Source organism: Gaoshiqia sp. US2 (assembly GCF_059705485.1).
Genome location: NZ_AP048550.1, coordinates 2,990,657 through 3,014,149 on the forward strand (window position 1 = coordinate 2,990,657; position 23,493 = coordinate 3,014,149).

20 protein-coding genes are annotated in these 23,493 nt (G+C 44.9%); 7 read left to right on the forward strand and 13 right to left on the reverse strand.

All coding sequences use genetic code 11. From position 1 onward, the window contains the following. Positions 1-106: 106 nt before the first annotated feature. From AC6H3C_RS11915 to AC6H3C_RS11925, 3 genes are read left to right on the forward strand one after another with little or no spacing between them, the layout of a single operon-like run. Positions 107-1,801, forward strand: coding sequence for an NADPH-dependent assimilatory sulfite reductase hemoprotein subunit (locus AC6H3C_RS11915; RefSeq protein WP_497521056.1), 1,695 nt, complete (start codon positions 107-109; stop codon positions 1,799-1,801). A 5-nt stretch (positions 1,802-1,806) separates the two neighbouring features. After that, positions 1,807-2,544: a uroporphyrinogen-III synthase gene (locus AC6H3C_RS11920; RefSeq protein ID WP_497521058.1), complete on the forward strand. Its 738-nt coding sequence runs from the start codon at positions 1,807-1,809 to the stop codon at positions 2,542-2,544. A 60-nt stretch (positions 2,545-2,604) separates the two neighbouring features. Further along, complete coding sequence (locus AC6H3C_RS11925) at positions 2,605-3,429, forward strand: NAD-dependent epimerase/dehydratase family protein (protein WP_497521060.1); 825 nt, start codon at positions 2,605-2,607, stop codon at positions 3,427-3,429. Positions 3,430-3,437: 8 nt separating this feature from the next. Here the strand turns inward: AC6H3C_RS11925 and AC6H3C_RS11930 are convergent, their stop codons facing one another. After that, positions 3,438-4,373, reverse strand: a complete 936-nt coding sequence (locus AC6H3C_RS11930) for an IS982 family transposase (RefSeq protein ID WP_497516243.1) — start codon at positions 4,371-4,373, stop codon at positions 3,438-3,440. A gap of 182 nt (positions 4,374-4,555) precedes the next feature. Between AC6H3C_RS11930 and cobA the strand changes: the two genes are divergently transcribed. Further along, positions 4,556-5,323 (forward strand): uroporphyrinogen-III C-methyltransferase, encoded by a 768-nt coding sequence (gene cobA, locus AC6H3C_RS11935; protein WP_497521062.1) that lies wholly within the window; start codon positions 4,556-4,558, stop codon positions 5,321-5,323. 55 nt (positions 5,324-5,378) lie between these two features. Here cobA and AC6H3C_RS11940 read toward each other — a convergent pair whose 3' ends face one another. The 9 genes from AC6H3C_RS11940 to AC6H3C_RS11980 form a co-directional block, all read right to left on the reverse strand. Continuing rightward, the gene (locus AC6H3C_RS11940; RefSeq protein ID WP_497521064.1) at positions 5,379-6,245 is read right to left on the reverse strand and encodes an enoyl-ACP reductase FabI; all 867 of its coding nucleotides are present in this window, start codon (positions 6,243-6,245) and stop codon (positions 5,379-5,381) included. A gap of 90 nt (positions 6,246-6,335) precedes the next feature. Beyond that, positions 6,336-7,085, reverse strand: a complete 750-nt coding sequence (locus AC6H3C_RS11945; RefSeq protein WP_497521065.1) for a tetratricopeptide repeat protein — start codon at positions 7,083-7,085, stop codon at positions 6,336-6,338. Between the two features lie 22 nt (positions 7,086-7,107). Further along, the gene (locus AC6H3C_RS11950) at positions 7,108-8,934 is read right to left on the reverse strand and encodes a BatD family protein (protein ID WP_497521067.1); all 1,827 of its coding nucleotides are present in this window, start codon (positions 8,932-8,934) and stop codon (positions 7,108-7,110) included. Positions 8,935-9,022: 88 nt separating this feature from the next. After that, positions 9,023-9,829 carry a tetratricopeptide repeat protein gene (locus tag AC6H3C_RS11955; protein WP_497521068.1) on the reverse strand — a complete coding sequence of 269 codons (807 nt, stop codon included), beginning with the start codon at positions 9,827-9,829 and terminating at the stop codon, positions 9,023-9,025. Continuing rightward, a complete protein-coding gene (locus AC6H3C_RS11960; RefSeq protein WP_497521069.1) occupies positions 9,826-10,854 on the reverse strand; it encodes a VWA domain-containing protein in 1,029 nt (342 codons plus the stop codon). The genes AC6H3C_RS11955 and AC6H3C_RS11960 overlap by 4 nt, the downstream gene beginning before the upstream one ends. 16 nt (positions 10,855-10,870) lie before the next feature. Then, a complete protein-coding gene (locus AC6H3C_RS11965; protein ID WP_497521070.1) occupies positions 10,871-11,863 on the reverse strand; it encodes a vWA domain-containing protein in 993 nt (330 codons plus the stop codon). Positions 11,864-11,870: 7 nt separating this feature from the next. Next, a complete protein-coding gene (locus AC6H3C_RS11970) occupies positions 11,871-12,863 on the reverse strand; it encodes a hypothetical protein (RefSeq protein WP_497521071.1) in 993 nt (330 codons plus the stop codon). A gap of 3 nt (positions 12,864-12,866) precedes the next feature. Next, positions 12,867-13,748 carry a DUF58 domain-containing protein gene (locus tag AC6H3C_RS11975; RefSeq protein WP_497521073.1) on the reverse strand — a complete coding sequence of 294 codons (882 nt, stop codon included), beginning with the start codon at positions 13,746-13,748 and terminating at the stop codon, positions 12,867-12,869. A gap of 107 nt (positions 13,749-13,855) precedes the next feature. Then, positions 13,856-14,851 carry an AAA family ATPase gene (locus AC6H3C_RS11980; RefSeq protein WP_432205910.1) on the reverse strand — a complete coding sequence of 332 codons (996 nt, stop codon included), beginning with the start codon at positions 14,849-14,851 and terminating at the stop codon, positions 13,856-13,858. A gap of 165 nt (positions 14,852-15,016) precedes the next feature. Here AC6H3C_RS11980 and truA point away from each other — a divergent pair, with 165 nt between their 5' ends. Next, positions 15,017-15,781 carry a tRNA pseudouridine(38-40) synthase TruA gene (gene truA, locus AC6H3C_RS11985; protein ID WP_497521075.1) on the forward strand — a complete coding sequence of 255 codons (765 nt, stop codon included), beginning with the start codon at positions 15,017-15,019 and terminating at the stop codon, positions 15,779-15,781. 11 nt (positions 15,782-15,792) lie between these two features. Here truA and AC6H3C_RS11990 read toward each other — a convergent pair whose 3' ends face one another. Both AC6H3C_RS11990 and AC6H3C_RS11995 read right to left on the reverse strand, forming a co-directional pair. Further along, positions 15,793-16,659 (reverse strand): transglutaminase-like domain-containing protein, encoded by an 867-nt coding sequence (locus AC6H3C_RS11990; protein WP_497521077.1) that lies wholly within the window; start codon positions 16,657-16,659, stop codon positions 15,793-15,795. Between the two features lie 13 nt (positions 16,660-16,672). Further along, the gene (locus AC6H3C_RS11995; protein WP_497521078.1) at positions 16,673-17,542 is read right to left on the reverse strand and encodes a nucleoside phosphorylase; all 870 of its coding nucleotides are present in this window, start codon (positions 17,540-17,542) and stop codon (positions 16,673-16,675) included. Positions 17,543-17,708: 166 nt separating this feature from the next. On the opposite strand from AC6H3C_RS11995, the gene AC6H3C_RS12000 reads away from it, so the two are divergent. Both AC6H3C_RS12000 and AC6H3C_RS12005 read left to right on the forward strand, forming a co-directional pair. Next, on the forward strand, positions 17,709-18,524 hold the full coding sequence (locus AC6H3C_RS12000) for a prohibitin family protein (protein ID WP_497521080.1): 816 nt from the start codon (positions 17,709-17,711) through the stop codon (positions 18,522-18,524). Between the two features lie 43 nt (positions 18,525-18,567). Further along, the gene (locus AC6H3C_RS12005) at positions 18,568-19,059 is read left to right on the forward strand and encodes a PaaI family thioesterase (protein WP_497521082.1); all 492 of its coding nucleotides are present in this window, start codon (positions 18,568-18,570) and stop codon (positions 19,057-19,059) included. A 59-nt stretch (positions 19,060-19,118) separates the two neighbouring features. On the opposite strand, the gene AC6H3C_RS12010 is transcribed toward AC6H3C_RS12005, so the two are convergent. Next, entirely contained in the window at positions 19,119-23,456 is a 4,338-nt protein-coding gene (locus AC6H3C_RS12010) for a translocation/assembly module TamB domain-containing protein (RefSeq protein WP_497521084.1), read from the reverse strand. Positions 23,457-23,493 lie beyond the last annotated feature (37 nt).

Consider the following 23,493-nt stretch of genomic DNA (forward strand, 5'->3'; position numbering starts at 1 on the left):
GTGTTATTTAATTGTTAAAAATAAAAATAAACCACTGAGATAGTAAGTATAAATACGTATATTTAATTCGTATAAATGCTTACTAATCGAAAAAAGAGGATTTGAAATGAGCGAGCAAATAGATTGGAGCATATTATCAGAAACGGAAAAGCTGAAGTACGAGAGCAATTACTTACGCGGAACCCTGGTGGAAAGCCTGGCCGATCCGGTAACCGGAGCAATTGCCGATGGAGATACCCAATTGTCGAAATTTCACGGTATTTATCAGCAACACGATCGCGATCTGGAAAAAGAGCGCAAACGCCAGAAACTGGAGCCGGCCTACTCTTTCCTGATTCGTGTCCGGCTGCCGGGAGGAGTTGCCACGCCGGCGCAGTGGCTGCAATTGGACCGTTTGGCCGATGAACACGCCAACGGAACCTTAAAGTTGACGACACGTCAGGCTTTCCAGTTGCACGGCGTCATTAAAAAGAAACTGAAGCTCACCATTCAGGGAATTAATGAGGCTTTGATGGATACCATTGCGGCTTGCGGTGATGTCAACCGGAACGTGATGTCTCATGCCAATCCCGAAGAGTCGGAGATTCATGCGCAGGCATATCAACTCGCCGGAGACATTTCGGCTCATTTAACGCCGCAAACAACCGCCTATCACGAGATCTGGCTCGACAAAACGCTATTGGTTGACGGTAAGAAAGATGTGGAACCTATTTACGGTAACCGCTATCTTCCAAGGAAGTTTAAAATAGGAGTTGCTGTTCCGCCGTATAACGATGTTGATGTGTTTTCGCAGGATTTAGGTTATATCGCGATACAGGAAAACGGAAAACTGGTCGGCTATAATATCGTGGTTGGCGGTGGCTTTGGTTCAACTTTCGGTATTCCGGAAACCTATCCGCGCCTGGGCGATGTGATTGGTTTTTGTACGCCCGAACAGGCAGTGGATGTAGCCGAAAAAGTCGTTTTGGTTCAAAAAGATCATGGTAACCGGCAAAACCGGAAGCAGGCCCGCCTGAAATATACCATCGATCATAATGGCCTGGATTGGTTTAAGGGCGAGCTGAACAAATACCTGGGTTATTCGCTCCAGCCCGCCCGTGCGTATCAGTTTACGCGTAATGGCGATCGTTATGGCTGGGTAAAAAGCACGAATGGAAAATGGAGTCTGAACTTGTTTGTCGAAGGCGGTCGTGTTAAAGATACCGAAGTGCTGAAACTGAAAACCGCTTTGCGGGAAATTGCCCGGCAGGTGGATGCCCGGTTTATTTTGACGGGAAACCAGAACCTGATTATTGCCAACACCACAGAAAAGGACAAGGTTAACCGGATTCTTGGAAAATACGGCGTGTGGCCGGTGCCGCTATCCGGGTTGCGGCAAAACTCAATTGCCTGTGTTGCCTTAAACACCTGTGCGCTGGCCTTTGCAGAGGCTGAACGTTACCTGCCCTCGCTGATCTCAAAACTGGAACTGATTCTGGATGAGTATCATTTATTAAAAGAAGAAATTGTGATTCGTATGACCGGTTGCCCCAACGGATGCGGAAGGCCGTATCTGGCTGAAATTGGTTTTATTGGCAAGTCCCCCGATCATTACAACCTCTATTTGGGAGGAAATTTAAACGGTACGCGTTTGAATACCCTCTACAAAGAAACGCTTTCCGAAGAAGAAATTCTTGCCGAACTTCGCCCGGTTATTGCCGATTTTGCACAGGAGCGAAAACAAGGCGAGGGTTTTGGCGATTTCGTTATTCGTAAAGGATATGTAAAGGAAACAGTACAAGGAAAAGATTTTAAACACTGATAAAAATGGAATTACCTTCAATATTTATAGGAAGAAGTTTATCGGCTGCTACCCGGCGTTGGTTAAAAAAACAGCCGATCCGGTTTATCGAACATCCTTTTATCCGTATTCAGTTCCGCAAACCGAAGGTGGAATTTCTGCAATCGATAAAAGATGAAAAGGTGAGCCTGGTTGTTACCAGCTCGTACGCCGCTCACTGGCTGCTGCGGTTTCGGCGGCACTTTGGTTTACGTTCGAAACACGAAATTTACTGCCTCTCGGAAAAACAGCGGGATATTCTGCGCAAAACACGTATGAAGATTCATTTGGCCGCTGAGCCCAACACCTTGTCGCTGGCGCAACTCATTGCTGAAAACAGCAGCGGGCAACGTGTGGTTTATCTGCGTGGCGACAAAGCCTTGAATGATTTGTATGAACGTTTGTTTGTACTGGGAGTTCCGGCGCATGAAATGGAAGTTTATAAAAATACACCGATTGAAAAGTGGATTAATGAAGCTTTTGATGCTTACCTGTTCTTCAGCCCTACGGCTATTGAAAATTATAAAGCATCCGGTAACTTTCCGCCTCCCAAGGCCCAGATTATGGCAGTTGGCGAGAATACGGCCATGACTGCCTGGAAAGTTTTCCCGAACTCGGTAAATGTTTCTCCCGATCAGGAAGAACTTTCATTTGTGAAGTACTCGGTCGACCGGATTATCAAAAAGATGAACCAACCGGAACCCAAAAGAAAGATTATTTATTGAGTATTGGCAGAAAACCGGGTTATCAAATAACCCGACAGCCAAAACATTGTTACAGGGAGTATGATAAAAAGAATATCCGTATTAGGTTGCGGCTGGCTTGGTTTTCCGCTTGCCAAAGTATTGCTGAATGACGGTTTTGAAGTGAAAGGGTCAGTGACTGAACCGATAAAGTTCGGAAGAATGGAACAGGCCGGAATCCGTCCGTACCGGTTGGTGATTTACGAAGACCGTGTGGAGTTTGACAATCCGGGATTTTTCGGCAGCGACCTGGTTATCGTGGCCATTCCGCCGCGGAGAATACCCGATATCGAAACGGTATTTCCAAACCAGATCAGGCAACTGACCGCTTTACTGGAGAGACATAAAACCGAAAAGGTATTGTTTATTTCATCTACTTCCGTTTATGCCGAATCGGAGGGTACAGCTACCGAAGAAGACGAGCTAGTTCCCGACAAACCTTCGGGAAGGGCACTGGTTGCTGCGGAGAATTTACTCAGGCGCAATCCGAACTTCAGGACAACCGTTTTGCGCTTCGGCGGCTTAATTGGCGCCGACAGAAACCCGGCCCGCTTTTTAAGTCGCCAGCGGGAAGCTTTGGGAGGCACGAAACCCGTGAACCTGATCCATCAGGATGACTGTATCGGGATTATTCGTGAATTGATTCGTCAACAGGTGTGGGGAGATACCTTCAATGCCTGCTGTCCGGCGCATCCAACGCGAAAAGAATTTTATGAAAGAGCATCAGCTGTATCCGGATTGCCTGCGCCGGAATTTGCAGATGTGAGGGAACCATACAAGATTGTCGACAGCACCAAATTGATCCGGAGTTTGGGATACCAATTTAAATATCCAAGCCCGATGGATTATTTGACTAAAATAACGTGAGTTTTGGGTTAAGCGACTAATGGTAAATAGTTCAGGAATAAATACTCCCGGAACCTTATATTCTTATTTTTAACCGATGGTTTATGGTCAAGGAACGAGTATGCAGCAAGGCCTGCCAGGACATTGACCATCGCATTTACCGGGCTTCTGTGTCTTGAATGCTCTATATCACAGATATGCTTTAGCAGATCGATGACCGATTCGATCACCCCCCGGCTTTGCAGCCACCTCTTGTCTTCGAAAAACATTAACTTATTTTTCATGTTCTTTTTGGTTTTTGTAATCAACAGGAGCCCTTGTCTTGCCAATGCTTCCCGGAGCTTTTCACTAATGTAGCCTTTGTCCCCGAAAAGCTTTCCGCACAGACCTTTACATAGCTTGACGCCCAATTCAAGGTTGTTGTCCGCCACATTTCCGGGGGTTATAATGAAGGAAACAATCTCCCCAAACTGGTTGATGGCCAAATGCAGTTTCAAGCCAAAAAACCAACCTGTCGAGGTCTTCCCCCTTTTGGCCAGCCCTTTAAAAACCTTGTGCGAATGTATCCGCAGGTTATGGCAAACCACCAGTTTGGCCGAATCAATGTAATAAGTTCCGGTAACTGCCCCCATCCTGCAGGCCAGCAAAAAACAAAAAAGGTATAGCAGCATCCTGGGTTTGAGTTGGACAAAACGGTTGTAGGAAGGCAAGCCTGGAAAATAGCCTTTCAGGTGTACCTCTACAAAGTACCTGTAATAATATTTGAAACATTTGCTCCCCTGTAAATGGTAAAACATTTCAACGGCCATCATCTCACTCATTGATAACCCGCAGGGGACTTTGGATTTTTTGTTTTGCAATACCACGGGTATTAATTTATGCTCTATTTCTTTCTCAAATTGTTGGCAGAAATCATCGGCACAACAAAAAATTTCAATTAATTTTAGTTCCAAATTTTCTGTCATGGGAGCTTTGTTTTATGTTTTGCACTTAAAAGCTCCCATTTTTTTAAATACAATCTCTATTGAACTATCATAAGTTATTAACTAATAGCTGTTTATATCCAAAACTCACGTTAAAATAGAGTGTTAAGTGACCAGTGACCAGTGACCAGTAACCAGTAACAAATCCAATCCAATCCAATCCAATGTCCAATATCCCTAACCACTTGATTTCTATCGTTGGCGCGGGCCCGGGTGATCCGGAATTGCTTACCCTACGTGCTCTTCGCAGGATTGAGCAGGCTGATGTGATTTTGTACGATGCTTTGCACGGCGACGAAATCCTGGAACTGGCCTCTGTTCATTGCCTGAAAATATATGCGGGCAAACATTATCAGGATGGGCAGCTTCAAACAGAGCGTCAGCACGAAATACTCAGGCAACTCCGGGAATTTGCCCTTGCCGGGAAGCGCGTTGTGCGCCTGAAAGCCGGTGATCCGTTCATTTTCGGGCGTGGGGCAGAGGAGCTCGAATTTTGTCTTTCCGAGAATCTGAATGTTGAAGTTATTCCGGGTATTACTGCCGGACTGGCGGCTACTGCACACTTCCACATTCCGGCGACCCTGCGGGGAGTAAACAGCATGGCGCTTTTTTACACCGGCCATAAACGGAACGGCGGGTTCGACGATATTGAGGTCGTGGCGTCGGTGTTGAAAACAGATGCTCCTGTCATGATTTATATGGGATTGAAGAATCTCGGATTTTTGTCAGAAGAATTACAAAAATTTGCTATCCCCGCCGGAACTCCTCTGCAAATTGTCAGCCGGGTGGGGCATCCCGACCAGAAAATTTTTACATCAACCCTGGGCGAAATCGCCTGTTTTTTAAAAGCAGAAGATCCGCCTATGCCTTCTCTGATTATTCTGGGTACATATGCGCAGCCGCTTAAAGGCGATGGTTCGGTTTTGAAATAAAAAAAGCCATCCGGTTCAGTTTCGGACGGCTTTTCTGTTTATCATGAATTTGGTCTTAATCAAATTGGTGATCGCCTTCAGCAGGTCCGCACTCACAGTCGCAACCCAATCCTTTTTCGTATTGTTCCAGGGCACGCAGGCTCATCCCCATCGACGAGAATCCGCCATCGTGGAAAAGGTTTTGCATGGTCACTTTCCGTGTCAGGTCGGAGAAGAGGGTGATACAGTAATTGGCGCATTCGTCACCTGTTGCATTACCCAGGGGAGACATCCGTTCTCCAAAATCGAGTAATTTATCGATGCCTTTTACCCCGCTTCCTGCGGTTGTCCGCGTTGGCGACTGCGAAATGGTGTTGATGCGTACATTCCGTTCTCTTCCGTAAATGTAGCCAAAGCTTCGGGCAATTGATTCGAGCAGGGCTTTGGCGTCAGCCATATCGTTATACCCGTAAAAGGTACGTTGGGCTGCCACATAGGAAAGGGCGACGACTGATCCCCACTCATTGATGGCATCCAGTTTACGGGCAACCTGTAATACTTTGTGAAAGGAAACAGCTGAAATATCAAGTGTTTTCTCCAGGTAATTATAGTCCAGATCGCTGTAATGGCGGCCTTTTCTTACGTTGGGGGACATCCCGATGGAATGCAGGATGAAGTCAATCTTTCCTCCCAAAATCTTCACCGATTCCCGGATCAGGTTTTCCAGGTCTTCAACACTGGTTGCATCTGCCGCAATTAGTTGTGCATTGCATTTTTCAGCCAGTTGGGCTGTATCGCCCATACGCAGGGCTACGGAAGTATTGGTTAATGTGAAGGTTGCGCCTTCTTCAAAAGCACGCTCGGCCACTTTCCATGCAATGGATTCGGCGTTCAGCGCGCCAAAAATAATTCCTCTTTTACCTTTTAGTAAATTATAAGCCATGATTTTAAATTTATGAGTTAAACAACTCGCGTTTAAAATGGTTTTAAAAATCTCTTCAACAAAAAAAACCGGCGTTTGCCGGCATTTATATCATATCTTTTCTAAACTGCTTTCAGGTAACCACCCCTGGTTGCCATTCGCTAAGCGGATTTCTCTCCAGCTTCCGATGCTGTCCTTAATCTCAACTTTTAATCCTTCGTGAATTAAGAACAGGTCGGTGCCGCTTTCAGAGGGTGAGCTTTTCACGGTTACGCTTGCCTGCGTGATAATCGCGAATTTATGCTCCGTCATCCGGTTTTTCTGCCGGGCGGCAAAGTTAAAACTTAAAATGGAAATAACTACAATTAAAATTCCGAACCAAAATGAGATTCGTTTTACAGCCGGGATTTGGCTGAAAAAGAAAAATCCGGCTAAAACCAAGGTGATCAGGAAGGAAATGACACTGATTTTGGCCCAGCCGTCGGTCGAAAATTTATTGGTGATGTCGTTCCACCAGCGGATGAAAAAAACCTGAGGCAGCGGCTCAATGGCATCGATCACGTACTGGTTGGCCAATTCCAGGTTAAACTGAATGTCTTCGTCGTTAGGCGCCAGTAATTTGGCCCGTTCGTAATGGAGGATTGATTTGGTGTATTGTCCTGATTTGTAATAAGCATTACCCAGATTGTAATAAACTTCGGCAGACTCCAGGTTGCTGTTCAGTATCTCCTGGTAGGCTTCAATGGCTTCGGCATATTCGCCGGCTATGTAATGCTGGTTTGCTTTTTCAAGAACGGTTTCCTGAGCAAAAATTCCCGTTGAAATGACCAGGAAGAATATGATGTGAATGATCGCTTTCATTTTTCCTACTTTTTTATTTAACTCAACGAATTTGTTTTTCCAGTCTTCCCATCAAACTGACTGACTCGCGGTACAACTCTTCAAGTGTACCTCCTGCTGCACTTGGCGCGTAGCGGGCAAACTCACAGGTGTCAACAATCCGGATAAATTCATCAATGACTTCGCCGCTAACCTGGCGGCTGGCTAACGATTTTGTTGCCTTATCCCGGTTCAGGTCGGCTACCGGGATGCTCAGTTTATCGCTTAAATATCCCCAGAATGCCCTTAGGGTTGCTTCGTAAAACTCTTCTGCTTTATTGTTTTTCATGAAGTTGGCTGCTTCTTTTAAGCGTTTGCGGGCAACTTTATTGGCTTTTTTATTTTTTACCAGTTGTAAGTTGGCATTTTCACGCAGTTTCTTCCGGTAAACCAATGCGATCATCAGGAAAACCAGCAACGAGCCGAGATAAGAAAGCCAGAAGGCCGGACTGCCATAAAAAGAACTCGATTTTTCGTGCAATTTATAACGGTTCTGCTTGATGTAACGGATGTCTTTCCCGAGGTAACGAACATCCGATTTCGAGAAAGCGCTGGTAACGGTCGCATTTTGTTCGTCGCTGCCTTTTTCAATGTGCAACCGAAAAACGGGTGAACTCTGAGTTTTGTATTGTCCGGTGGCCGGGTTAAATGTTGAGAAATTGATTGGCGGAATGGTGAAATCGCCTTCGACGCGCGGAATGACGAGGTATTCGAAGGTCTTGTTGCCGGTTAACCCGCTTTCGGCTGACCGGAGATTTTCTGTTGTTTTTGGATCATAGGTCTCAAAATCAGCTGGAAATTCTACCTTGGGCGCTTCAATTAATCTTAAATTTCCGCTCCCGGAGACAGTTATCTTCAAGTTAAGAGCTTCATTGGATTTTGCATCGGTTTTATCAAATGAAGCAGAAAAATTAAGATTACCAACTCCGCCATAGAAACCGGCAGGAACGGGAGAGGGCAGTTCCTTAACCGACACGGTAACCGGGGTACTGGCAACCCGAGCGGTTACGGTACGGTAATTATCAAAAAAGTCGTCAAAAAAACTGCGCTGTCGTTTCACTTGCTGGCGGACCATACAGGTAATTTCGAAAGGATCAATCCTGATTCGTCCGGTTTGCTGAGGGAAGAGGATGGTCTTTTTCAGCACGCCAACCTGGTAGATCTTATTATTGTATACTTCGCGCGAAAAACTGATTTGGTTAGGTATGTCGATGTTTTGAGTCCAAAACCCTTCAAAGGAAGGAATTTTTACATCATCGAAACTGGTAATGGGGACATCGGGAGAAACATAGATTTTTACCGTGGCAAGGATTTGTTCTCCTTTATATACATTTTGTTTGTCGAGTTCAACCCGTACAAATAAATCTTCTTTACTGAGTTCGGTTGAAGCACTTGTTTGTTCCTGTGGTTGCGCTTGTTGCTGTTGAGGCTGGCTTTGCTGAGAAGCCTGTGCCTTCACAACTTGTATTTTCAGGTCGTTTGATTCATAAACTTTCCCGTCAACTTTGATGGATGCGGGACGAATGGTGAAGCTGCCTTCTTCTTTTGCCCGAAGAATGAAGATATACGAAAAAGTGACCGATTGCGTGGTTTGACCATTTATCATCTGAAAGCTGGAGCTTTGCGAGGTTGATGGTCCCATTAAGATGTCAAAACCAGACATGTCGGGCAATTTGAGGTCGCTCCCTCTGTCGTTCAGGGTAAACGAAAGCCTGAATTGTTCGCCAATTGTCACCACATTAGGGCCCGACATAACAAAACGAACGTTGTCGGCCATCACATACATGGCAGAAATCAGCAGAAAAACAGAGATCATGATTCTTCGAAACATTTGGCTCATCCTATTTTGATTAAATCCGGTTTAAAAGTAACAAATAATCAGTTTTTTTATTTTGTGGAAAGGGCTTTAAATTTTATGCTTACCAGTCTTTATCCGTTTGTCGCTGCCGGGCCTTTTCAGCTTGTGCTTTTTTTACTTTTTCCTGTATTTTTTCTTCATCGTTTTGCAAGGCTTGCAACAATCGTTCCGCATTTTCCTTTGAAATCTTTTGTTCCTGCGGTTGCTGATTTTGCTGATCCTGCTTTTTATCCTGGTTCTGATCCTGATTATCTTTATTTTGATCTTTCTCCTTGTCCTTGTCCTTGTCCTTGTCCTTGTCCTTGTCCTTGTCCTTGTCTTTGTCTTTATTCTTGTCCTTGTCCTTGTCCTGCTGATCCTTGTTTTGATCTTGTTTTTGCTTTTGTTCGTCCTGACGTTTTTTCAGGTTCATGGCATAAAGCAGGTTGTATTTGGTTTCCAAATCATTCGGGTTGTTTCGCAAGGCATTTTTGTAGGCCGCAATGCTTTCGTCCAGTTTGTTTTGCATCAGCAGGGAGTTTCCTGTGTTGTGGTAAGCCCGTGATTTTTCGGTTTTATCGGTACTTTTCTCTGCTATTTCATTGAATTTACCTGTCGATTCTTCAAATTTCATTTGTTTGTAAAGCGCATCGCCCAGGTTGAAGTTCCATTTTAAATCATCCGGGCGTTTGTCTAACGCGCGCCGGTACGCCGTTTCGGCCAGGCTGAAACTCAGGGTATCCAGCCTGGTGGTATCGGCCAGGGCGTTCTCGTAAATTTTATTTCCCTGGCGGACGAATTTTCGTTCATTTTGCGCCTGAACCCCAAGGCTGGTCAGGCAAACAAGGAGGATGGATAATCCTGAATATGTCAGCAATTTTGTTTTCATTTTCCAAATAACCTGATGTTTTTCAAATATTTGTTTTTCCGTTCCAAGATCAAAAAATCAAGCAGAATAAATAGTAGAGCCAGCCCAATAAACCATTGAAACTGATCTTCATACTCCGAGTAAACCAGTGATTCCAGTTCCGCTTCCTCCATCTTGTTAATTTCGTTGAAAAGGGTATTTAAACCGACCTGCGCATTGTTTGCCCGCACATAAATCCCGTTTCCGGCAGCTGCAATTTTTTGCAGCATCTGTTCGTCGAGCTTGGTGATCACCACCTGTCCGTCTTTATCTTTCCGGTAATCGCGTTGTCCGTTGCGAATGACCGGAATTGGCGCTCCCTGTGGTAAGCCCATTCCGATGGTATGGACAATAATTCCGTTTCCGGCGGCAGCAGTGGCTGCTCCAACCGCGTCATCTTCATGGTTTTCTCCGTCGGTAATGATGATAATGGCCTTGTTGCCTTGAAACTGAGGGCTGAATGAATTAACCGCCAGGTTGATTGCCGCGCCGATCGCTGTTCCCTGCCGGGGAACAATGTTTGTGCTGACGGCATTCAGGAATAACTTGGCCGATGAATAATCGGAGGTAATCGGCAATTGAGTATAGGCGTCTCCTGCAAATACAATTAAGCCGATTTTGTCGTTATTGAGGTTGTCTACCAGCCGCGAAATGGCCCGTTTGGCCCGCTCCAGCCGGTTGGGCTGAATATCTTCGGCCATCATGGAGTTCGAAACGTCCAGTGCGATGATCAGTTCGACGCCCGATCGTTTTTCGGTTTTTAGTTTGCTGCCAAATTGAGGTCGGGCAATGGCTAAAATGACCGAACTGATAGCCAGCATCCATACGAAAAATTTTATGAACGGCCGGTTTTTGCTGACATTGGGCATCAACTGGTCGACAATTTCTTTCTGCCCGAATTTAGCCAAAGCTCTTCGGCGGTGCAGTCTGGTTAAGACAAACACAACCAGGAGCAGCGGAACGATGGCCAGGGCGTAGAGGTATTCGTTATTTGCAAATCTGAACATTTCCATATCGTTTCACTTAAGGAATGTTTCGGAATAGGGTTGTTTTTAAGAATAAACCGGCAAGCAGGATTAATCCGGCCAGGATGGCGTATCGTTCGTATTCTTCATCTTTCCGGCTGTATTCTTTTACTTCGATTTTCGATTTCTCGAGCTGGTCGATTTGTTCATAAATCTGTTTCAGCTTATCGTTATTGGTAGCTCTGAAATAACTGCCGTCGGTGAGATCGGATATTTTTTGCAGGGTTTCTTCGTCAATTTTAACTTCCACGTCGCGAATTTGTGTGCCAAAGGGCGTTTGCATCGGGTAGGGGGCTGTGCCGATCGTTCCTACTCCGATGGTGTAAACCCTGATCCCAAATGTTTTGGCCAGTTCGGCCGCTGTTACCGGTGCAATTTCTCCCCGGTTGTTCTCTCCGTCGGTCAGCAGAATGATGACTTTGCTAATGGCGTCGCTTTCTTTCAGCCGGGCAACAGAAGTGGCCAGACCGTTGCCGATAGCTGTCCCGTCTTCAATCATACCGCTGTGGATGTCTTTGAACAGGTTAATCAGTACCGCATGATCGGTGGTCAGCGGACACTGGGTGAAACTCTCGCCCGAGAAAACGACCAGCCCGATCTTGTCATTCGACCTTCCCGAAATAAAACGGGTGGCCACCTCTTTCGCTGCTTCAAGCCGGTTGGGTTGAAAGTCGCGGGCAAGCATCGAACTGGAAATGTCGAGGGCGATTACCATGTCGATTCCTTCAGTGGTTACATTTTGCCAGCTGTTTGACGATTGGGGCCGCGCCAGCGCTACCGTAAGCAACGAAATACCTGCCAGTTGCAGCACAAAAGGCAAATGGCGCAGGTAATGCTTCCAGGTAGCCGGTATCGTACTAAATCCCATTGTCGTAGAGTACCTGATACTCGCACCGGCTCGCCGGTATCTGAAAATGTACCAGGCCAGCATGGGGACCAATACAAACAACAAATAAAAAAACTCCGGATTTTTAAATGTAATTCCGTTCATTTCTTCTCTATTTTAAAACAACATCGTCGCCTTCCCGTTCATCTTTCTCCTGAGTCGTTTTCTTTTCTTCCGCTTTCGTATCATTTACAAAGAAGTAGGCGTTCATCAGGGTCATATTGTGGTCATCGGGCAGCGGGTGGTATTTGGCAAATTTTACGAGATCCGACAAACTGAGGATGTCCTTCAGCTCGTTGAAGTTTTTCCCGTTCAGCAATCCTTTCTGAGATTCAAATGCCCGGATGGTTTCGTCGGTTGTGTATTCCATCGCATTAATGCCAAAACGTTCTTCAATATAAATACGCAACGTGTCGGAAATGTCGCTGTAGTACAATTTTACCTGGTTTTGCTGCCACAATTTTTGTTCCTTAATCCGATCCAATTCCCGAAGCGCCACGACATGAGCAGGATCTTTGGGTTTTTCTGTCCATCCGAAAACAGGTTTGTTCCTTTTCCGGCGTTCGATGTAATAGAACAGGAAAAAGATCAGGGCTCCGATCAGGATGGTGCCTAAGATATAAGGCGAAACTTCCTTTAAGGTAACCGGGGCAGCATAGGGCATTTTGATATCCACCGGTCCTTTGGTGGTATCAATTTCCATCCCGTGCACATAAAATTCGGCTGGTTGGCTTTCGATAATTTGCGCGATGTCCTGGTATTTCAACTGAAATTTTAATGACGGAACCACTTGTTTGCCGGTGTCGAAAGAGGTGATGGTCAGGTTTTGAATGATCTTGATTTGTTCACTTGCATCCAACTGAAAAGTATCCAGCGGCGAGCTGGCCACGATTTCGACGGTTGCCGACAAGGAATCGCCAAATTCCGGGAATTCTACACGGGCGCTTTTGGGTTGGTCCACTTCAAGACGTAGGTTAAACTGATCGCCGATCAGCACATTTGTCGAATCAATCACCGCCCGTACATGGACTTGCTGGGCCCGAAGCGGATTGAAATGAATTGTCAGAAGGCCGACGAAGATGATTGTATAAATGTATAATTTCATTATTTATGCTTTTAGCCCCCGCTTTTTAAACAGGGTCATCAGGGATTTGACATAGTCTTCTTTCGTGTTGATGTTGGCATAATCCACACCGCTTTTTTTGAAGGCATAATCAAGCCTGCTGTTGGTTTCGCGCCACCAGTTCGCGTAAGTGTCCCGTACCTTTTTACTGCCGCTGTCGACCCAGACGTACTTTCCGGTTTCGGCATCTTTTAATTTGACTAAACCGATCGGAGGGAGGGCGCTTTCGCGTTCGTCGAAGATCCGCAGGGCCACCACGTCGTGTTTGCTGTTGGCAATGGTCAGCGCTTTCTCAAATTCAGCTTCATTCTGAATAAAGTCTGAAATGATGAAACAGGTGCTTCGTTTTTTTATGGCATTGGTCATGTACCGAAGAGCGCCGGTAATATTTGTTCCTTTGTCTTCGGGCTCAAAATCAATCAACTCACGAATGATACGCAGGATATGAGATTTCCCTTTTTTAGGCGGAATGAATTTTTCAATTTTTTCGGAAAAGAAAATAACGCCAATTTTATCGTTATTCTGAATGGCCGAAAATGACAGGATGGCCGAAATTTCGGTGATGACATTCTTTTTAAATTTTTCGAACGATCCGAAATCCCGCGACCCGCTGACATCAATCAGCAGCATGACCGTCAGTTCGCGCTCTTCTTCAAAAATTTTGATATACGGTTTGTTGTAACGGGCTGTCACATTCCAGTCGATGCTACGGACATCATCTCCGAACTGGTACTCCCGAACCTCGCTGAATGCCATACCCCGCCCTTTAAACGCCGAGTGGTATTCACCTGCAAAAATATTCCGGCTTAACCCGCGGGTTTTAATCTCAATCTTCCGAACCTTCTTAAGTAATTCCGTATGTTCCATCAAATAAAGATATTAAAGTTCCAAATTTCAGGTTTCAGATTCCAGGTTCCAAGTTCCATGTTTCAAAAATGACCTTCCTTTTGATTGTGCTTGGAATTTTGGCTTCGTTACGGAACTTCAACTGTATTCAGTATTTCAGTAATAATTTCTTCGGTTGTGACGTTGTTGGCCTCTGCTTCGTAGCTCAATCCGATCCGGTGACGCATCACATCCGGACAAACTGCACGAACATCTTCAGGGATGACATAGCCGCGCCGCTTGATGAAGGCAAAGGCTTTTGCCGCCTGGGCCAGGCTGATGCTCGCACGCGGCGAGGAGCCATAAGAGATCATATCGACATATTTATGGAGTTTGTAATCGGCCGGTGTTCGGGTGGCAAACACGATATCGACAATGTATTTGCTGATTTTTTCGTCGAGGTAAACGTCTTTTACCACATCACGTGCTTTGATGATGTCTTCAGGTTTCAATACCGTTGATGCCTGGGGAAATTGTTTCAGTAGGTTTTGCTGGATGATGAGCTTTTCTTCTTCTTTCCCGGGATAATTGATGACCACTTTAAGCATAAACCGGTCGACCTGTGCTTCGGGCAGGGGATAAGTTCCTTCCTGCTCAATCGGGTTTTGGGTGGCCATCACCAGGAATGGTTCTTCAAGCTTAAATGTTTTATCGCCGATGGTAATTTGCCTTTCCTGCATGGCTTCCAACAAGGCCGACTGCACTTTTGCCGGGGCGCGGTTAATCTCGTCGGCCAAAACAAAATTGGTAAAGATGGGCCCTTTTTTAACCACGAATTCTTCGTTTTTCTGGCTGTAAATCAAGGTACCCAGCAAGTCGGCAGGAAGCAGGTCGGGCGTGAACTGAATACGGGCAAAATCGGCGCTGATGGTTTTTGCCAGCGTGTTGATAGCCAGTGTTTTTGCTAAACCGGGTACTCCCTCTAACAAAATATGGCCGCCGGAAAGTAAGCCGATCAATAAGCTTTCTACTAAGTGCTTTTGTCCGACAATCACTTTGTTCATTTCCATGCTGATCAAGTCCACGAAAGAACTTTCTTTTTGGATTCGTTCGTTAAGCTCACGAATGTCAACTGCTTGGTTCATACTGTTCTGATATTATTTTTTAATGGTTGACGAAAATAATTCATTTGTATACAAAAAAGGGTATAACTTTGTTAAAAGTTGTTAAGCCCCAAAGCTGATGAAAGAGCTGTAAAAATAATAATTTCGGCCTTTCGGCAAGCTGTTATTTTTTATTTATTTAAAGGAATGATTTTGAAACAGCGCTATTTTATTGAATTAGCCTATAATGGTACCCGCTTTCATGGTTGGCAGATACAACCGAATGCCAAAAGCGTACAGGAGGTGCTTGAAATTGCGCTGAGTACCATTTGCCGCGAAGAAATTGCAGTGACCGGCGCCGGTCGTACCGACACCGGGGTGCATGCCGGTTATTTTGTTGCACATTTTGATTCAGAAAAAGATAGGCTCGATCATCCTGATTTTGCGTATAAACTGAACAGTTTTTTGAATGCCGACCTGGTGATTTTCCGCCTGACGAAAGTTGGTCCCGAAGCCCATGCCCGGTTCGATGCAGTTTCGCGCACTTACCACTATTTGATCAACCGGCAAAAAGATCCTTTTTCGCAGGAAACTTCCTGGTACTACCTACGCCAACTGGATGTGGATAAAATGAATGATGCTTGTGCTGTTTTGTTCGATTATGACGATTTTACCAGTTTTAGTAAATTACATTCCGATGTAAAAACCAATTACTGTAAGATTTACGAAGCTAATTGGAAACAGCAGGAAAACCGGTTGATTTTTACGATAAAGGCCGATCGTTTTCTTCGGAATATGGTGAGGGCCATTGTTGGAACAATGGTCGAAATTGGCCGGTATAAATTGACCATCGACGACTTCAGGCAAATTATCGAAGCAAAAGACCGGGGCGCTGCCGGCGCTTCAGCTCCTCCCGAAGGACTTTTTTTGGCAGATATCGCGTACCCGGAATCGGTATTTCGGAGAATTTGAAATTCCTGTTTTTACAATAAACCCGCGATGGAAGTCAAGTCGTCCACCTTATCCTGAAAGCCTTGCGCATCGTAAGCTTCAATTAAACTTTCGATGAGTTTTTTAATAATAACGCGGTCTTCGCAGGGTTCGTAAAAGATTTCTTCGTTGATCTGTTCATTTTTTTTGAGAAAAAATTCAATCTCCTTTCGTCCGATAATAGCGCCCCGGTTCGATGGATTGATGTAAAACAAAACCGGCGAAGGATAATCTTCGCCATGCGCTTTTCTGGCGGTTTCAGGATCGATGTAGGCAAGCAGCGGATTTCGGGGAAAGTCGATGAGTTGCACCGGGAAATTAAGCTCCCGGGCAACGAGGGTATACAAAATGGCAATGGATACGGCATTCCCCTTTTTGGTCTCGAGTAATTGGTTGAGGTAGCAGTTTTGAGGCGATTGCAGGTTGCTCAGGTTGATGGTAAACTTGTTCACATCGTAAAATATGTGATTCAGGATAGTTACTTTCTCAATTGACGTGAGCTTGTTGCTGATTTCCAGCCAAACGTCGCTGCTGATTTTTCTGATCTTGTTTTTGATTGTTTTCAGCTTTAACTCCGGATATTGGTATTGACTGATCAGGAAAAATCCCTCAAACAGATCTACTTTTTCCTGTTTAGACCAGTTCCTGATTTTCCTGCGGGTGTCGGCAAACTGGATCTGCTGGATCAGGTTTTCAATCCGGTTTTGCATTAGTTCATCCAGACTGGTTTCCCAGACCTGTTCCAACTGGTCGATGATTTTAACATCCTCCTGCAACAGCTCTTTTTCAACCATCCGGTAAACCGCCTGATCGGGGTCGTCGAGCAACGCGATGAGCGCCTGTAATTTTTCTTCTTTCATCCTGCTTGCCTGATTAAGATGTTAACCGGTCCAGTATCAATTTGATTAGTTTTTTCATCTCTTTCTGGTAATCGCCATTGGCATTTTTACTTAATCGGTTGGCAATAATCAGGCAAACCGTTAAGGCCTGATGACCCAGCAAGGCAGCCAAGCCGTATATGGCCGAACATTCCATTTCGTAATTGGTGATTTTATATTGGCCATAACTGAACGATTCAATTTTCTTATTGATATCAGGATCAATGATTTCCAGTCGTAAAACCCTTCCCTGAGGCCCGTAAAATCCCGGAGCCGAAATAGTTACACCGGACGTAAAATCGTCGTTGGCCATTTTATTGTACAAGAATTTTGAGCAGCTGACTACGTAGGGCGAAGTCAGAATGGGGTTCCAGTTAAGGTGGGTTTTAAACTGTTTTTCAAAATCGGGTTCCGAAACCGTGTTCCGGTCAGCATAAAAATTCAGCAGGCCGTCAAACCCGATGGCTTTTTCGGACAGGACAAATGAATTCAGATCCAAAAAATCCTGCAATCCGCCCGATGTGCCGATACGGATGATGTTCAGCGAACGTTTCACGGGCCTGATTTCACGGGTTTTGAAGTCAATATTCACCAAAGCATCCAGTTCGTTCATTACGATATCAATGTTGTCGGTACCAATTCCGGTAGAAACAACGGTAATCCGCTGATTATTGTAGACGCCGGTAACCGAAACAAACTCCCGGTTCCGGATTTTCATTTCAATAGCCGAAAAGTAAGCCGAAATCATCTCAACCCGTCCGGGGTCGCCAACCAATAGTACATGATCTGCCAGTTGTTCAGGTTTCAGATGCAGGTGGAAAATACTCCCATCCTGATTAATAATGAGTTCGGAAGGACCTATCATGTCAAATTTTATTTTTGAATATCTTCAAAACTAAATAAAAAATCGAATCAGACGGCAATCCTTTTTGGATTATCACCGGTGTTTTTTACTTTTATTAACCGTGAACAGGCTGAAATTGGGCAAAATCCGCTATTTTTACAGAAATCATAATTGAAAACTTACCACGATGAATTCCTTAAAAAAATCTTACCTCATTATCGCTGCAGTTGTGTTTGTTGTGCTCATCATTTTTGGCAGCAACATGTTTGTGACCATTCAGCCCGGCGAGCGGGCGATCATTTTCCGTCCGTTCAGTTCGGGACTGGATAAGGAACATATTTATATTCCCGGGTTTCATATTGTTGCTCCCTGGAATGATATGATTGTCTACGATGTGAAAGAACAGCAGCGGGAAGAGACCATGGATGTGCTGGATAAAAACGGTTTGTCGTTAAACGTCGACGTGTCGGTCAGGTTTAATCCCATGTACAACCAGATCGGTTACCTTCACGAAGTATTTGGGAAACGGTTTATTGAGCAACTGATTGTTCCCGAGGTCCGTTCATCGGTCCGTCAGGTAGCAGGTCGGTACACTGCCGAAGAAATTTATTCGACGAAACGAAGCGAGGTGGAATCTTCCATTATTAACGAGACGAAAGAGATTCTGGAAGCAAACAATATCGACATGCGTGCCTTGCTAATCCGTTCCATCAATCTGCCCGACCAGATCCGGATCGCGATCGAAAACAAGCTGAAACAGGAACAGGAAGCGCTTGCTTACCAGTTCAGACTGACCCGGGAAACTTCGGAGGCTGAACGTAAACGGATTGAGGCAGAAGGTATCGCGGCATTTAACCGGATCATTAACTCCAGTTTGACGGATAATATTCTGAAACAACGCGGTATTGAAGCTACGCTGGATTTGGCTCAATCACCGAATGCAAAAGTCGTGGTGGTAGGAAGCGGAAAAGACGGACTCCCGCTTATTCTTGGAAATAACTAAACACGTATAGCCGGTTCTGTAGCCGGCTTTCTTTTTTTATCGCATGAAGAAAATACTCAATGTACACCTGAACGATGATCCGGATCAATATCAGTGTATTGGTTGTTCTCCCCATAACCCGGTCGGGATAAAGCTGGAATTTTGGGACGATGGGGAAGGACTTTATGCCGAATGGCTGCCACGGCGTGAGTTTATGGGATGGGTTAACGTATTGCATGGAGGAATTCAGGCTACTTTGCTTGACGAGATAGCGGCCTGGGTGGTGTATACCAAATGCCAAACAGCGGGCGTGACCACGGAGATGCAGGTTAAATACACGAATCCGGTTTATACCAACCAGGGAAAAGTTGTCCTTCGTGGCCGCTTGCTGGAACAAAATAAACGGATTGCTACAATCCTCGCACAATTGTTTAATGCCGAAGGTACTTTGTGCACCGAGGCAAGGATTAACTATTTTATTTACCCCGAAAATGTGGCCCGTAAGAAGTTTCATTATCCGGGTGTTCAGGCATTTTATGAGCAAACGGAGGAATGAATAAGTGAAGAAATCCGGTAGTTTGAAATGAATCTCAGCCGAACCGGGTATTTTTCACCTTAACGGGACGTTACAGTAGTTTTCTTCCGGAACAAGCGGGTGAATTTCGCCCACAGTTCGTCAAAGGTGTCGTAATTCTCTCGGTAAACAAGACCGATTCCCTGTGTATAGGGCGAAGTTTCGTAAATAATGTTGGTATTGGAATGATTGTAGGCTTTAAACTGTAATTTCCCGTTGCGGGTGAGTTTTACATTAATATCGAAGTCGCCGACAATATTGGCATTGTTGGCAGCCACCGCCTGCGTACTGTTATTGCCGATGTTGCCGTTTACCGTAACGCGGTCGTTGAAAATCTGCGTACTCAGCGCCAGTTCAATCTCGTCGTTACTCATCTGGCTGCCGGGGCGGTAATTTACCCCAATGTCGAAGTCATTGCTGATTTGCGACAGCCAGTTACTCAGCTGGTTCGAGAAAAGCTCGCTCGATGTAGTGCCCACCAGGTTTGGATTCGATGCTTCATACGAACCCCGCAGGTATTCCGGAGTATAAAAACGCCCCAGTACCAGTAACGACAAAATCTGGCGGTTCATATCTTCTTCGGTGCTGAAAAATTGCCTGACCTGCTCTTCGATTCTTTTTTCGGCTGAGGGGAAAGCAATATCGAACGCGATGGACGGATTGTTCAGGTTGTCGGTCAGCCGAATTTTACAATTAACCGGGATACGCATGTTCTGGTCAATATATTCATTCGTCCCGGCAAATAATTCGTTTAAAGTGGCCCGCAGCCGGTAGATCGCGCTCAGGTTGATGTCGGCGTTGTACGGGTCTCCGCTCCACCTGATGGACCCGCCCTGTTCGATTTCAAACTTTTTGTTGATCACATTTTGAAGGGTAAACAGGTAATCTCCTTTCTCTACATGAAAGGTCCCGGACATATTGATATTAAAATCCGGATCAATTTCGATCTGAAGGTTGCCGTTCCCCTGCGACCTGATCATATCGCCGATCTGCGAATTATAAATTAACTGGAACCGGGCGTCGGGACTGATGTCGACATCAAAATTCATCCAGGTTTTTGATCTGCTTTTAGGCAAGATCCGTTCCTTGCTGACAACGGAGTCCTTGCTGTTGATAAAGCGGATGAAGTCGTAAACCTGCGCTTCCTTATCGTAATCGAGCGAGATGTTAATGGTGGTGCCGTTCATGGTCCGGGCGGAGCCGTTCAGCCAGATTTCCGATCCTTTCCCGGTAATATGAAGTATTCCGTTCGCGTATATTTTGCCGTAAAACTGTTCGTTGTGGCGGGAGGTGGTATTGATGGCCAGAAATCTGGACGATTGAAGCCGGAGGTCATAGTCCATATTTTCAAAGTTATCGTGCCGGATCGATCCGTTGAACGTTCCTTTATTTCCTTCGAAATCGTAGACTGTAATCTTGTCGAAAACGATGGAATCGCCACGAAATTTAACCAGGTCGCTGAAATAATAGCTCATCTGCAAATAATCGAGCGAAAATCCGGCATTGTTTCCGTAAACGTCTCCCCGCATCAGTATTTTATCCGGGTTCCCGTATATTTTGATTTCGCCGGTTGCGTTGCCGTGGATATTACTAAAACTGTTTTCGAGAACCGGCTGAAGCACAGTCAGGGACAGGTTATCGACATTGACCGTAAAGTCGAGGCTGTCGCGCGAAGGCATATAACTGCCATAACCGTATAAGACTTGCCGGTTGTTGTTGTCAACAATCAATTCCGATTGGATCGATTGCGAAGGTCGGTCCCATTTACTCAGGATGCTGATGTCGCCGATATCTCGTTCGCCGTATTTAAAATCCCGGATCTTAAGATCTGACATGAGCAGCGCTTTCTCGTAAATGTCAAAAACACTGGCTGTGCCGCTTAATAAACCCTGAAAGTTGAGCTTTTTATCGACAACCAGATTCAGGTTGTTCAGGTTAAATTCGTTTACTTTCAGATTGATGCGTTCGCTTTTGTCCTTCGAAATGACCCCGTCGAGTGCAAAATACTGTTTGTTGTTGGAAATGACGAAATTGTTCACCTCAATCCGGGACGAATCAATTTTAATGGTCGACGGCTGGATATTCCACAAGGTATCGGCCAGGTAAATTTTGGTTGGCAAAACAGAGAGATCGATATGCGGTTCACCTGGCGTTTCCATCGAAAAATTGACTTTCGTTTCAATTTCGCCGCTGTATGTCCGGGTATCGTAATTATTCCATACCACTTTGGCTTGCATGCCGTTATTTTTTGCGTCCGACAGGAAAGCCACGTTATACAGTTTTTGTCCGTTGCTGGTCTGAAATTCTTCGAGCCGGCTTTTTGCGCTAAGTTGTTCAGCCGAGTGAAGAGACAATGAATATCCTTTAAAAACCATGTCGTTATACTCAATCAGGGGAATTTCGGTGTACAGATCGATCTGATGCTTTTTTTCGTCAAACCGGCCGAGTATATTGGATGGACTGATATACAGGTTCGGAAACAAGGTTTGCGTAACGAGGTCGGCATTTTTGATTTTTATTTCAAAGTTGAAATTATTTAAACCCGGGGTTGCCTGGTATTCAATTCCCGACGCGGGGATATAATGGTGAATCAGATTTTCAAAACCCTGTTTGATGGTGACGAAAGAGTATGAGCCCTTGATATCCAAATCGACAAAATCGGACCGGAGTTGCAGATTCTTATCCTGGTCGGTAAAGGTGGAAATTATCAGGCTGTTTAACAGGAAAAAATCGTTTTCGTTGGCATATAAACCATCGTCGAACCAAATGGTTCCGTTCAGGTTGTCAATGCTATTCCCGGTAAAATTGGCTTTCATGTCTAAGGTGAGGTCCGAATACCGATACTTTTTGTCAATATTCAAAGCCACCAGGTTAGCCCTGTTGAGCAGAAGCTCAAAGTCGAAAACCGGTATTTTCGGGTTCAGGTCTACTTTTCCGGCGAATCGGGCTTTCAGGTTTTTATCGTCAATACTTAAATCACCTTCGAACTTTTGATCCTGTACCTGCCCATCAAGAATGACGTTTTTATATTGGTAGGAGTTGAAAAAAATACTGTCGATTACCCCGTCAATATTTGCAGTGAAATTTTTCCTTGATTTTTGATAGCTTCCGCTAATCTCGCCGTTAAATGTAATGGCTCCTAAATCGTCGGCGTTAACCAATTTTCCTAAACCAAAATTTACCGTTTTCAGATGTCCTTTTATTTCCAGTGAATTATTCGACGAGGGATTAAACGAAAGGTCGGTATCCAATCGACCAAAGTTCGATTTCAGCGAACCATAGGCTACGAAATCACTCCAGAATCCCGAAAAATTTCCACGGTATTGAATTAGGCCGGCATCGTATAAAAAATCGGGAATATCGGGGAATCTTCGTTCGGCAGAGTCAGGCAATCTGACTTTGCGGATGTCTCTGAAGTCGGTTGTCAGATTTTTCAAGTCGAGGTACATGTACGATTCTTCGATATTCGGGAGTCCGTTGACGTAAAAATCGCAGGTGAGGGTCGAATAGTCTCCGAAACTGATGGAAAGGTCTTTGGCCTTCAGGTCTTTCAGGGTGCCGTAAACATGGCCTGACAGGTTCATTTCCAAATCCATTCCTTTCAGTGAAGGTACAAACTGCGACAAGTCCTGTAAATCGAGAATAGATTCATTTAATTCCAGGTCAATTTCAGAATAAGTCAGATCTTGTCCTTTGTCTAGGTTGGTCTGATCGATCGTAAAATTGGCATCGACGATTTTTGAATTCGGGGTCATCAGCTTTAAATCATTCAGCTTGATGATATGTTGATAAGAAACGAAATTGACGCTCATCGTACTCAATTCAAAGGACTTATTGTCGTCAAAACTAAGCTGGTTGATCCGGAATGAAATCGAATCCTGATGCAGGTGCAGGTCTGTCAGGTCAAGCTGTATATTATACAAGTCAATCAGGTGAACGTCTTCTTTCTGGAAATAGGAATAGCCCAGGCGGGTATCGTTAAAGATGAAATTCCGGCACGAAATGTCCCAGCTTTGCACCTGATCTTCTTTCTTTGGTTTTCGAAGCGCATCAATCAGAAATTTGTAGTTTGGCAGGTGATCTTCATCGAGCGATACATACAGCCGGGTGTCAAGCATAGCCAACGACGATAAGCTCACGCTTTTCCGTTTCAGGCTGAATTTATTAATCGAAGCAACCAATTTGTTTACATAGAAAAGTGTGTCGGCTTTTTGATCTTCAACAAGCATTTCATTCAGAATAATCTTGTTGAAAAAAGCGATGTCAACCCGCTTGATGCTGATCTTCGCATTTAGCTTCTCAGACAGATGTTTGGTAATCTGGCGGGCAATGAATGTTTGTACAACGCTTGCCTGAAAAGCCAGAAAAAGCGATAACATAAGCACGGCCAGTGTGCCCAGAACCCAGAGTGATATT